The 12354-nt window shown below is 51.6% G+C and carries 13 protein-coding genes; 4 read left to right on the forward strand and 9 right to left on the reverse strand.

Translation table 11 applies throughout. The features are described 5' to 3' along the window. Positions 1–3: 3 nt before the first annotated feature. Genes trmH through gmk form a run of 4 tightly spaced genes read right to left on the reverse strand, consistent with a single transcriptional unit; the run spans position 4 to position 3782 of the window. Positions 4–693, reverse strand: a complete 690-nt coding sequence (trmH, locus tag I6L74_RS09160; RefSeq protein WP_059180496.1) for a tRNA (guanosine(18)-2'-O)-methyltransferase TrmH — start codon at positions 691–693, stop codon at positions 4–6. 4 nt (positions 694–697) lie between these two features. After that, the gene (gene spoT, locus I6L74_RS09165) at positions 698–2809 is read right to left on the reverse strand and encodes a bifunctional GTP diphosphokinase/guanosine-3',5'-bis pyrophosphate 3'-pyrophosphohydrolase (protein WP_011915357.1); all 2112 of its coding nucleotides are present in this window, start codon (positions 2807–2809) and stop codon (positions 698–700) included. 19 nt (positions 2810–2828) lie between these two features. Then, on the reverse strand, positions 2829–3104 hold the full coding sequence (gene rpoZ, locus I6L74_RS09170; RefSeq protein WP_011915358.1) for a DNA-directed RNA polymerase subunit omega: 276 nt from the start codon (positions 3102–3104) through the stop codon (positions 2829–2831). Positions 3105–3158: 54 nt separating this feature from the next. Then, positions 3159–3782: a guanylate kinase gene (gmk, locus tag I6L74_RS09175; protein WP_059180495.1), complete on the reverse strand. Its 624-nt coding sequence runs from the start codon at positions 3780–3782 to the stop codon at positions 3159–3161. Positions 3783–4032: 250 nt separating this feature from the next. Here gmk and ligB point away from each other — a divergent pair, with 250 nt between their 5' ends. Beyond that, positions 4033–5703 (forward strand): NAD-dependent DNA ligase LigB, encoded by a 1671-nt coding sequence (gene ligB / locus I6L74_RS09180; RefSeq protein WP_059180494.1) that lies wholly within the window; start codon positions 4033–4035, stop codon positions 5701–5703. Between the two features lie 18 nt (positions 5704–5721). Here the strand turns inward: ligB and I6L74_RS09185 are convergent, their stop codons facing one another. Together I6L74_RS09185 and I6L74_RS09190 are read right to left on the reverse strand one after the other, a co-directional pair. Beyond that, complete coding sequence (locus tag I6L74_RS09185) at positions 5722–6339, reverse strand: trimeric intracellular cation channel family protein (RefSeq protein ID WP_059180493.1); 618 nt, start codon at positions 6337–6339, stop codon at positions 5722–5724. Between the two features lie 349 nt (positions 6340–6688). Then, positions 6689–7552 (reverse strand): YicC/YloC family endoribonuclease, encoded by an 864-nt coding sequence (locus I6L74_RS09190; RefSeq protein ID WP_059180492.1) that lies wholly within the window; start codon positions 7550–7552, stop codon positions 6689–6691. Positions 7553–7676: 124 nt separating this feature from the next. On the opposite strand from I6L74_RS09190, the gene rph reads away from it, so the two are divergent. Both rph and pyrE read left to right on the forward strand, forming a co-directional pair. Beyond that, positions 7677–8393 (forward strand): ribonuclease PH, encoded by a 717-nt coding sequence (rph, locus tag I6L74_RS09195; protein ID WP_059180491.1) that lies wholly within the window; start codon positions 7677–7679, stop codon positions 8391–8393. Between the two features lie 60 nt (positions 8394–8453). Further along, positions 8454–9095 carry an orotate phosphoribosyltransferase gene (gene pyrE, locus I6L74_RS09200; RefSeq protein ID WP_059180490.1) on the forward strand — a complete coding sequence of 214 codons (642 nt, stop codon included), beginning with the start codon at positions 8454–8456 and terminating at the stop codon, positions 9093–9095. A gap of 43 nt (positions 9096–9138) precedes the next feature. On the opposite strand, the gene slmA is transcribed toward pyrE, so the two are convergent. The 3 genes from slmA to coaBC form a co-directional block, all read right to left on the reverse strand. Beyond that, positions 9139–9735: a nucleoid occlusion factor SlmA gene (gene slmA / locus I6L74_RS09205; RefSeq protein WP_011915366.1), complete on the reverse strand. Its 597-nt coding sequence runs from the start codon at positions 9733–9735 to the stop codon at positions 9139–9141. A gap of 117 nt (positions 9736–9852) precedes the next feature. Beyond that, positions 9853–10311: a dUTP diphosphatase gene (gene dut / locus I6L74_RS09210; protein ID WP_059180489.1), complete on the reverse strand. Its 459-nt coding sequence runs from the start codon at positions 10309–10311 to the stop codon at positions 9853–9855. After that, positions 10289–11500 (reverse strand): bifunctional phosphopantothenoylcysteine decarboxylase/phosphopantothenate--cysteine ligase CoaBC, encoded by a 1212-nt coding sequence (coaBC, locus tag I6L74_RS09215; protein ID WP_096759600.1) that lies wholly within the window; start codon positions 11498–11500, stop codon positions 10289–10291. The genes dut and coaBC overlap by 23 nt, the downstream gene beginning before the upstream one ends. Positions 11501–11674: 174 nt before the next feature. Between coaBC and radC the strand changes: the two genes are divergently transcribed. Then, a complete protein-coding gene (gene radC / locus I6L74_RS09220; RefSeq protein WP_059180487.1) occupies positions 11675–12340 on the forward strand; it encodes a RadC family protein in 666 nt (221 codons plus the stop codon). Positions 12341–12354: the final 14 nt, after the last annotated feature.

Raw genomic sequence — 12354 nt, forward strand, 5'->3', positions numbered from 1 at the left:
GATTTATCCTGCGTACTGCATTGTGGACCACCACTCGGCATCCGCTTCGATTTCGCCCTGCGCGTTAACATGGGGGTAAGGCAATTGCTTTTGCTTTGCTACGCGGGCGAGCACCGGATATCCGCCTTCAAACAACAATCGCTGCTGTTCCTCTTCTGGCAGCATGCTGTTTTTACGTTCGTACATACCTGCATTCTGACGCTGGCGCTGTGCCTCATACAAAATTAACGCGGAGGCAACAGACACATTCAGGGACTGTACCATGCCGATCATCGGGATAATAATATCGCGATCGGCGAGATCCAGCGCTTCCTGGGTGATCCCGGTTTTCTCTTGTCCCATTAAAATACAGGTCGGGCGGGTGTAATCGATCTCGCGAAAATCAACTGCTTTATCAGAAAGATGGGTTGCCAGGATTTGCATTCCGGCCGCTTTCAACTGCGCAACAGCCTCTGAAATCGTCGGATGCGTTTTGACCGTCACCCAACTGTTACTGCCGGCTGCACTGGACGCCATGGTACGTAGGCGATTGCCTGGCCAGACCGCGTGAACTTCATGAACACCCACGGCATCAGCGGTACGCACAATGGCAGAGACGTTATGAGGTTTGTGGACCTGCTCCATACAGACCGTCAGATCGGGCTGACGTCTGGCGAGCATCTCACAGATACGAGCATAACGCTGAGAATTCATCAGGTTAGTTACGGTTACGGGTGACTTTAATGACGTCTGGCATGACGCGAATTTTACGCATGATGTTTGCCAGATGCACACGGTCACGGGCCGTCAGACGAATAAAGGCGCTGTAAACGCGGCCATCTTTTTCTTCTGTATTCAGGCTTTGAATGTTGGAAGAAGCCGTGTTGATTGCTGCCGTCAGGTTAGCCAGCGCACCCTGGTGGTTGAACATATCCACCTTAATTTCGGTGATGAACTCCTGCTCGGTCTCTTTATCCCACTCGACGGCCATAAACTTCTCAGGCTCTTTCTGATAGCCACGGATGTTACGGCAGGATTCGTGGTGGATGACCAGACCTTTGCCCGGGCTCACGTGTGCAATGATTGGATCGCCAGGAATCGGTCGACAGCATTTCGCGAAGGTAATCAGGACACCGTCTGCGCCTTTTATCGGTAAATGGCCGTGGCCCTGCGTGGTTGACTGCACAGAAGAGGCGTCGCCTTGCTGCAGGTTTTTCGCCACCACAACACTCATGGCATTACCGAGACCAATTTCTGCCAGCAGATCGTCCAGTGCAGCGAGCTTCATACGCTCAAGTTCACGCTGGATATTCTCCGGCGGGATCTCGGCAAGCTTACGGCTGCCACCCAACGCATGGTTGAGCAAACGGCGACCCAGGCTGACGGAGTCATCACGCTTGAGGTTTTTCAACAACTGACGAATTTTGGCGCGTGCCTTGGAGCTCACGACAAAATTCAACCACGCCGCGTTTGGACGTGCACCCGGTGCGGTAATGATTTCTACCGTCTGGCCGCTGGTGAGCGGTTGTGAAAGCGGATACGGCTGGCGGTCTACGCGTGCGCCAACGCAGGCATGACCAATATCGGTATGCACGGCATAAGCGAAGTCGACCGGTGTAGCGCCTGCGGGCAGTTCGACAATTCGCCCTTCTGGTGTGAAAACGTAAATCTCATCCGGGAAGAGATCGGATTTAACGCTCTCGATAAATTCAAACGAGCTGCCGGCGCTTTGTTGTAGCTCCAGCAAACTTTGCATCCAGCGCTGCGCGCGGATTTGCGCGGTCGTGCTGGTCTCACCGTGCTCTTTATAAGCCCAGTGCGCTGCAACACCCATTTCCGCCATTTGATCCATGTCTTCGGTGCGAATTTGCACTTCAACCGGTACGCCGTGTGGACCAATCATGGAGGTATGCAAAGATTGATAGCCGTTCGCTTTTGGAATGGCGATGTAATCTTTAACACGACCTGGACGCGGTTTGTAAAGGCTGTGCATCTGACCGAGAACACGGTAGCAAGTGTCCGAGTCATGGACGATAACGCGAAACGCGTAGATATCCATGATTGAGTGAAAACGCTGCTCTTTGAGCACCATTTTGCAGTAAATAGAGTACAGGTGCTTTTCGCGACCGCTGACGCGGCACGGTATTCCCGCTTCCTGTAAGCGTCCCTCAATTTCAGAGAGGATCTTTTGAATCATCTCTTTACGGTTGCCACGCGCGGCTTTAACGACTTCTTTAATCACACGATAGCGGTTTGGGTACAACGCTTCAAAACCCAGCTCTTCAAGCTCAGTTTTAATGTGATGGATACCTAGACGGTGCGCCAGTGGGCTATAGATTTCGAGCGTTTCGCGGGCAATGCGGCGACGTTTATCCGGGCGCAATGAGCCCAGCGTGCGCATATTGTGGGTACGGTCAGCCAGTTTGATAAGGATGACGCGGATATCCTGCACCATCGCCATGATCATCTTGCGGAAGTTTTCGGCTTGCGCCTCTTTCTTGTCGCGGAATTTCAGCTTATCAAGCTTAGAGACCCCTTCCACCAGTTCGGCAACGCTTTTGCCAAACAACTGTTCCATATCCTGGTAGGTGGCGGGGGTATCTTCGATCACGTCATGCAGAAGCGCAGCCATTAGCGTTTCGTAGTCGAGTTTCATCTCGGCCAGAATGCAGGCCACCGCTACCGGGTGCGTGATATAGGGTTCACCGCTTGAACGTGTTTGGCCCTCGTGAGCGTCACGTGCAACGAGATACGCCTGCTGAAGACGTTTGATTTGGTCTTCTGGCAGGTAGTGTTGAATCAGCTGATTCAGGCTTTCAAACAGATACAAGGGCGACCCGCAGGTTTAATTAACGACGGCCTTCAGCAATGGCGGTTACGGCCTGCAGTTCTGCGGCTTCCTGCTCTTGCTGCTCCTGGCGCTCACGTACGTCGAGGATCTGATTGGTGATCAGACCTTCTTCGATTTCGCGCAATGCGATAACGGTGGTTTTATCGTTTTCTTCTGGTACCAGTGGATCTTTGCCGCCGGACTGCATCTGACGAGCGCGACGCGCGGCGACCAGTACCAGGTCAAAACGGTTACCAATTTTCTCTACAGCGTCCTGAACAGTTACGCGTGCCATACTTATAGTGCTCCACAGATGAAGAAATGACTGGGCATGATACTGAATGTGGGTTCAGTCTGCCAACAGTTTGGTGATTAAAGCGTCATGTCGCTGCTTCTGGCGGCTCATACGCAGTCGTTCGGCGCGAATAATAGTCTTAAGATCGCCAAGAGCGGTATCAAAATCATCATTCACAATCAGGTAATCATATTCAGCGTAATGGCTCATTTCTGCAACGGCCTGTGCCATACGTTTCGCAATAACTTCTTCGCTATCCTGACCACGTCCGCGAAGACGGCGGTCCAACTCTTCTTTCGACGGCGGTAGTATAAAAATACTGCGAGCCTGCGGCATCTTACTACGGATTTGCTGGGCGCCTTGCCAGTCGATGTCTAAGAACACATTGACGCCAGTTGCCAGAACCTGCTCGATAGTTTCTCGAGAGGTACCATAGTAGTTACCGAAGACTTCTGCGTGTTCAAGAAACGCATCTCTGCTAATCATCGTTCTAAATTCATCATGACTGACAAAGAAATAATGTTCACCGTCCACTTCACCAGGCCGCGGCTGACGCGTGGTGTGAGATACCGACACTTGCGTATCGTACAACGGTTGGGTTTTTAACAGTGCCTGAATCAGGCTGGATTTACCCGCGCCACTTGGAGCAGAAACAATATAAAGCGTGCCTTGAGCCATGAGAGTCTTTCGTATGTGTTAGCGATTAAGTCCTACATACGGGCTTATTATACACGTCGCCACGGTGTGACGTAGTCTTTGTCACACTTTTTCCCTTGGATTGTTGATTTTTGCGTGGCGTTTTCCAATTTTCTTGTCCCTTTGCAGCCAAAAAAATATTACATGGAAAGCTCCTCGTAAAGTGCATCTTTGCGGGTAGTCAGACTCAAATCGGACCGTTATAACTTCCCCAAACCAGGGAGGATTAACGATGTGGAAATGGGCTGGCGTAGTCATGATGGTGTGGAGTAGCTATGGAATAGCGGTATGCCCCGCGTGGTCGCATGCCAAAGCAGAACAACAAATTGCGGGGTTAAACGCTCAGATTGCTCGCTGGAATGATGCTTACTGGCAAGAAGGTAAAAGCGACGTGAGCGATGAGGTTTATGATCAATTGAATACCAGGCTAAAGCAGTGGCAGCAGTGCTTTAATCATGAGCATGTGAAAGAGGATATTCCTCACACCAACGGAACACTACGACACCCTTTTGCACATACGGGTGTGCACAAGGTGGCTGATAAAGAAGAGTTGCGTCAGTGGATGCACTCACGACGCGATTTGTGGGTGCAACCTAAAGTCGATGGTGTGGCAGTCACATTGGTTTATCGCAAAGGGAAGTTGGCGCAGGCGATCAGTCGTGGCGACGGAGTGAAAGGTGAAGACTGGACCGCAAGAGTACAAGCAATCCCCTCTATTCCTTTAAGCGTGCAGGGCGTGCTTTCGGAAAGCGTTCTTCAAGGAGAAATTTTTTTACTGCGTGAAGGGCATATTCAGCAGCAGATGGGAGGGATGAATGCCAGAGCTAAAGCAGCGGGAATGATGATGCGCCTGAATGACAAGAGGGATCTGGATAATCTCGGTGTCTTTATTTGGGCATGGCCTGATGGTCCGCAGTCTATGCCGCAACGTCTTTCTGAGCTCACAAAAGCCGGTTTTAACCTGACAGCACGGTACACGCGAGCAGTGAGCACGGCAGATGAGGTTGAAAAAAACAGAAAGGAATGGCTGACGTCACCTCTTCCTTTTGTGACTGACGGCATTATAGTTCGATCCTCGGTTGAGCCAATCGGTGAGCATTGGTTACCGGGAGAAGGGGATTGGGTCGTCGCGTGGAAGTACTCGCCTGTTTCACAGGTAGCGGAAGTTAACGCTATTCAATTTGCGATTGGGCGTACGGGTAAGATTTCTGTTGTGGCCACACTGGAATCGATACAACTGGATGATAAACGTGTGAAGCGCGTTAACCTCGGTTCTGTGAGCCGTTGGCAGGCTCTGGATATTGCGCCGGGTGATCAGGTACTGGTGAGTCTTGCCGGGCAGGGTATCCCGCGAGTGGATAAAGTCGTATGGCGTGGAAGCGATCGAAAAAAGCCAGTGCCGCCTGCATCGCACTATCACCCACTCACTTGTTTTTATGCTTCACCAGAATGTCTGGAGCAATTTTTTGCCCGCCTGGTATGGCTCAGCTCAAAGCCGGTTCTCGATATGGAAGGGTTGGGTGATTCCAACTGGCGACTGTTACATCAGACTTATCATTTTGAACACATTTTTTCCTGGCTGGCTTTAACGCAGGAACAAATAGAAAAGACACCTGGTTTGAATCCAGGACGACGTTTACAGCTATGGCATCGTTTCGAGTTTGCTCGCCATCAGCCTTTCAAGCGATGGATAAATGCGCTTGGCATACCCTTACCGCAAGTCGCAGCCAAAGCATTGAGCGTTCATTCCTGGCGCCAATTACAAGACAAAAATGCGGGCAGTTGGAGCCAGCTCCCGGGTATCGGCGCAGAAAAGGCACGAAAGTTGGTAGAGTTTGTACACGATCCGCAGATCACGCGTCTTGCGACCTGGCTCGGTGAACAAGGTATTGACGGGTTTTAAAGTGAACCTGTCGAAAACCTAGTGTGAGTCATGGGTGTAATGAAATACGGGAAGCCCCAATTTTAAGCGTAGCGCGAGCATCCGCGCGGTAAAACCGAAGAGTAACGTCGCGATGACAACGACATCGAGACTTGAGACATAATGTTGCAAAGCGATGTACAACACCGCCGAAGCAAAAGAAATGCCGGCATACAGTTCTTTCTGAAACACGAGTGGAATGCGTTTACAGAACATATCACGGAGAACACCGCCAAAAACACCCGTCACAACGGCAGCGATTGAGGCAATGATCGGTCCTTCCCCCATATCAAGGGCAATTTGCGCGCCGATAATAGAAAAGACCACTAATCCCACGGCATCCAGAATGAGGAATAAACGTCGCAAATGGGGCATCACCGGGGCCGCAATCGTAGTCAGCACCGCGGCAACCGCAACGATCACCACGTATTCGGGATGTTTGACCCAGCCCAGCGGATAGTGACCTAGCAGTATGTCGCGAACGGAGCCGCCGCCCAAGGCGGTTGCTGTGGCGATAATAATGACGCCGAAAGTATCCATGCGACGGCGTCCAGCAGCCAGCGCTCCTGTCATGGCTTCAGCCGTAATACCGACCAAATATAATATGTGTAGCAGCATCTCTTCCCCCAGATTGAGCGCGCTAGGGTAACGTTTTACACAACACATCACGATTTAGATTTTTTATGCCCGACAGCTCAAGGGATACTTTTACTCATATATTTTTGCTGCTATCAGTGCCTATGGAAAGGTTTATGGAGTTTAAGGCATTAGTTTTTTTCATGACTGTATGTTTGTTTCCGATCACACTTTTCATCGCACATCGCACATCGCACATCGCAAGACGGATGGTAGGCAAGGGTTAACCTGAAGAGGTTTTGGAGGTATTTGAGTCATCCTTACTGCGTGAGGCACAAAAAAAGCCATTTTTATAATGGCTTTTTTTATTCAGGATCGGGAGGAAATGGCGTTACTCAATGTTCTGAATCTGCTCGCGCATTTGCTCAATAAGCACTTTTAATTCAATGGCTGACGTAGTGACTTCGGCGTTGATGGATTTAGATGCCAGCGTGTTCGATTCGCGGTTAAATTCCTGCATCATAAAGTCGAGGCGACGGCCAACTGCTTCTTTCTTCTTCAGAATATTGTACGTCTCTTTAACATGAGCTTCGAGTCGATCAAGCTCTTCCGCGACGTCAACACGCTGAGCCATCAGCACTAACTCTTGCTCAAGGCGGGTGTTTTCCAGCTGAACTTCGGCATCTTCCAGTTTGGCAATCAGGCGTTCGCGCTGCCACTGCAGGACTTCAGGCATATGAGCGCGTACTTTGACGACTTCTGCACTGACCCCTTCGAGGCGCTGTTCAATCATCGCTTTTAATGCCTGACCTTCAGTCTCCCGCGCCTCAATAAAATCATCCAGAGCGCCGTCTAGCGCCCCGAGGATTTCGGTGGTGATCGCATCCAAATCCTGCTCTCCAGCGGCCATAACGCCAGGCCAACGCAGGATATCAACCGGGTTGATTTCACCTTCGTCGCTCTGCATTTTGACCCAGTTCGCGGCATTTACCAGCTGTTTAGCCAGTTTTTCATTGAGGATCAGCTCCCCCTGGGCGCTCGCATCGGGTTCAAAACGCAGGTTACATTCAACCTTACCGCGCGTCAGTCGAGCACGAATGCGCTCGCGCACGACCGGCTCAAGGCTGCGAAACTGTTCTGGCATACGGAAATAAGTTTCCAGATAGCGCTGGTTCACCGAGCGCATTTCCCAGGTAGCGCTACCCCAGCTACCTTTGATTTCACGCCGGGCGTAGGCGGTCATACTGCGTATCATAGACATTCCCGTTTTTAGAGGAGAGATGGGGGATTATAGCTTTCGTGGCTTTCACAGGATAGGAATAAGCGACTTTAATCCGTATAATGCGCAGCCACATTCGTTTCAAGCCGGAGATATCATCATGCGTCCATCAGGCCGTAGCGCCAATCAGGTGCGTCCCGTCACCCTGACCCGTAACTATACAAAACACGCTGAAGGTTCCGTGCTTGTTGCATTTGGCGACACTAAAGTACTGTGCACTGCCTCTATTGAAGAGGGCGTACCGCGCTTTCTGAAAGGCCAGGGCCAGGGCTGGATCACGGCTGAATACGGTATGTTGCCGCGCGCAACGCATACCCGTAACGCCCGCGAAGCGGCAAAAGGCAAGCAGGGCGGTCGTACCATGGAAATCCAGCGTTTGATCGCTCGCGCACTTCGTGCGGCTGTCGATCTGAAAGTGCTGGGCGAATTCACCATTACCCTGGACTGCGATGTAATTCAGGCTGATGGGGGTACGCGCACGGCATCCATTACCGGTGCATGCGTTGCACTGGCCGATGCGCTGAACAAGCTGATTGCTGCCGGTAAGTTGAAAAAGAACCCGATGAAGGGAATGGTTGCAGCTGTCTCTGTAGGTATCGTAAACGGCGAAGCGCTTTGCGATCTGGAATACGTTGAAGACTCCGCAGCCGAAACCGACATGAATGTGGTGATGACCGAAGACGGTCGTATCATTGAAGTGCAGGGCACGGCAGAAGGCGAGCCGTTTACTCACGAAGAGCTTCTTACCTTGCTGGCGTTAGCCCGAGGGGGAATTGAATCTATTGTCACGACGCAGAAAGCGGCGTTAGAAGATTGATGTAAGGGCGACGTTGTCGCCCTTTTTTTTGTCCGTAGAAAAGTCTTGAGGAGCAAATCCATGAAACCCTATCAGCGCCAGTTTATTGAGTTTGCGCTTAACAAGCAGGTACTTAAGTTTGGCGAATTTACGCTGAAATCCGGGCGTAAAAGCCCCTATTTCTTCAACGCCGGGCTGTTTAATACTGGGCGCGATCTGGCTTTATTAGGCCGTTTTTACGCCGAAGCACTTGTGGATTCCGGGATTGATTTCGACCTGCTGTTTGGTCCTGCGTATAAGGGTATCCCGATTGCGACCACCACGGCAGTTGCGCTAGCGGAACATCACGATCGCGATGTCCCGTACTGCTTCAACCGCAAAGAGGCCAAAACCCACGGTGAAGGCGGCAATCTGGTTGGCAGTGAATTGCAGGGGCGAATTATGCTGGTGGATGACGTGATCACCGCAGGCACGGCAATCCGTGAGTCGATGGAAATTATTCAGGCCAATGGCGCTTCGCTTGCTGGCGTTTTGATTTCTCTCGATCGCCAGGAGCGTGGCCGTGGCGAGATTTCAGCCATTCAGGAAGTTGAGCGTGATTATGGCTGCAACGTGATTTCAATTATTAAGTTGAAAGACCTGATTGCCTACCTGGAAGAGAAACCTGAGATGGCGGATCATCTGGCTTCGGTGCGCGCGTATCGGGAAGAGTTTGGCGTTTAAGGCATTTGCCCGGTCGCGTGATGCTGACCGGGCTTCAACGCGTTTACTGCAATTGCGCAGCCACGAGCGGCCAACGGGTGTCGAAATCATCCGTTGGGCGATATTTAAATTCACTGCGTACAAAGCGAGAAAGCATTCCTTCGCAGAATGCTAACAGCTGCCCAGCCAACACATTTTCATCCGTGGTGTAGCCTTCACCTTCACGCATTTTCTTTTCACGCAGAACCTGGCGCAACTGGGCTTCAATGCGTTCGAAAAGCTGATTGATACGTCCCTGGAGCTTGTCCTGCTCAAACATCAGCGCATGCCCAGTCATGATTCGCGTCAGGCCGGGATTGCGTTCGCCGAAACCAAGAATCAGTAACACAATCAATCGCAAGCGGGCGGTGGTGTCTTTTTCGTCTTTAAGAATCAGATTGATACGGGTAATGAGGCTGTCTTCGATAAACTCGATGAGGCTATCAAACATCCGCGTTTTGCTGGGGAAATGACGATACAGCGCCGCTTCTGATACGCCGACAGAGGCCGCCAGTTTTGCGGTAGTGATGCGTTGACTGCCATCGCTGGATTCAAGCATCAGCGCCAGAGATTGAAGTATTTCTTCGCGACGGTTCCTTTTCGCGGTTTGTTTTTCTGCCATGTTACAAAATACCCCTGAAAATAAGCGCCTGTCCGGCTGGCATCCACACAGCGACCGCAAACACGCGTTTGCGGTGTGTTATTGCATTATTACGCTGTGAGGTGCGTATCGTTGGGCTTATTTGCGCCCAGAGTGGCCGAAGCCGCCTTCGCCACGGTCGGTGGCATCAAAATCGTCTACCAGATTAAATTCAGCCTGAACCACAGGCACAAAGACCATCTGCGCGATACGTTCGCCCGGCTCAATCGTGAAGCTGTCCTGGCCACGGTTCCATACAGAGACCATCAGTTGACCCTGGTAGTCGGAATCAATGAGCCCGACCAGATTGCCCAGCACAATACCATGCTTATGACCAAGACCAGAGCGAGGCAAAATCATCGCTGCCAGTGAAGGGTCTGCAACGTGAATCGCCAGACCTGTCGGGATCAGCGTGGTGGCGCCTGGCGCCAGCGCGACGGCGTCATCGAGACAGGCTCGCAGGTCAAGACCGGCGGAGCCGGAGGTGGCATAGGTTGGCAGCGGAAATTGCTGGCCAACACGCGGGTCCAGAATCTTAACGTCGATTTTTTTCATCATAACGGGTAACGATCTCGTCCAGTAATTGTTGGCCCAGGAGTTCCTTGCGCTCAAGCGGTAAGACTTTATCTCCATCCTGCCAGAAAAGGTGTAATGCGTTGCTGTCGCTGTTAAATCCTTGTGTCGCCAGCGAAACATCGTTCGCGCAAATCAAATCGAGATTTTTGCGGGTCCGTTTTTGCCGGGCATATTCTTCCACATTATTTGTTTCGGCGGCAAACCCAACGACGTAAGGTCGATGGCTTTTTAGTGCGGCAACACCGGCAACGATGTCAGGATTTTTCACCATTTTTATCGTTAATTCATCGCCTTGCTTTTTAATCTTGGCATCAGAAATGGTCTCGGCGCGGTAATCGGCGACGGCCGCGCAGCCGATAAATATTTGCTGCATCTGTGCGTGCGCTTGAACGGCTGCTTCCATTTCCAGTGCGGTAGTAACATCAATGCGTTGCACGAAAGGTGGCGTAGCTAAAGAGACCGGCCCGCTGACCAGCGTGACGTTTGCTCCGCGTTTTGCTGCTGCCGCGGCAATGGCAAACCCCATCTTGCCGGAACTGTGGTTCGTGATGTATCGCACGGGATCCAAGGGTTCGCGTGTCGGACCGGCAGTAATCATGATGTTGAGATGTTGCAGATCGTTGACAGGCGCAAAATGCGTGGCGGCCATATCGACAATGGCAAGCGGATCGAGCATGCGTCCTGGACCCACATCCCCACATGCCTGACTCCCGCTATCTGGACCCCAAATGAGCAACCCGCGAGAGGCCAGAATCTCAAGGTTATGCTGGGTCGCGACATTGCGGTACATCTGCTGGTTCATCGCTGGCACGACGGCGACAGGTGCGGGCGTAGCCAGACAAATCGTTGAAACCAGATCGTTGGCCATGCCTGCCGCAACGCGTGCGATTAAATCCGCCGTTGCGGGAGCGAGGATAACCAGGTCTGCCCATTTGCCCAGTTCAATATGGCCCATTGCGGCTTCGGCGGCCGGGTCGAGCAGGCTATCGGATACCGGATACCCTGAAACGGCTTGTAGGCTCAACGGGGTAATAAACGCTTTGCCGCCTTCCGTTATCGCGACCCGCACCTCTGCCCCGCGATCTCGCAAGCGGCGCACCAGCTCTGGCGCTTTATACGCGGCGATGCCGCCGCTCACGCCAAGAACGATTTTTTTGCCAGCCAGGCTCATCATGATTCTTTCCTGTTGGGTTTATCCAGAGGGAAACATTTTATCACAATACGAAAATCGACGTAAAAATGTGCGCGGTCCACTTTGCGAGGCGCTACGCAAGAACGAAAAGTACCCGTCGAGTAGTGAGAATTCCTGTGCCAGCATAACGAAAGCAAAACAGGGAGACGGGACATGGATGATGAGTTGGCGCTCTTGCCGCGGGAGAAAATGCTGAATTTTGGTATCACATCACTGACGGATGCCGAGCTACTGGCACTTTTTTTGCGCACCGGTACATCAGGAAAGAGCGTGTTTATATTAGCGCAGGAACTGTTACAGCATTTTGGATCGCTGCACGGGTTATTGAACGCCGATCTTGACGAATTTCGGTATGTCGAAGGAATCGGGCTGGCTAAATTTGCGCAGCTTAAGGGCATTGCCGAGCTTGCCCGACGCTATCATAGCGTGCGGGTACTTGGTGATAATCCGCTGTTAAATCCTGAAATGACAAAAGATTTTCTACAGAGTCAGCTCTCTGATGCAGAACGTGAAATCTTCATGGTGATCTTTCTCGATAATCAACATCGGGTGGTGAAACATAGCCGCATGTTTTCGGGAACATTGCGGCATGTTGAGGTTCATCCGCGAGAAATTGTGCGAGAAGCGATAAAAGTGAATGCAGCCGCCGTGATCCTCGCGCATAATCACCCCTCTGGTTGCGCTGAACCGAGTAAAGCCGACAAAGAGATCACCGAACGTATCATCAAATGCTGTCAATTCATGGACATTCGTGTACTTGACCATTTTATTGTGGGACGTGGAGAGTATGTTTCTTTAGCTGAACGTGGTTGGATTTAGACCTTTTCTCGCGA

The sequence above is a fragment of the Lelliottia amnigena genome, from assembly GCF_019047465.1.
GTDB classification, from domain to species: Bacteria; Pseudomonadota; Gammaproteobacteria; order Enterobacterales; family Enterobacteriaceae; genus Enterobacter; species Enterobacter amnigenus.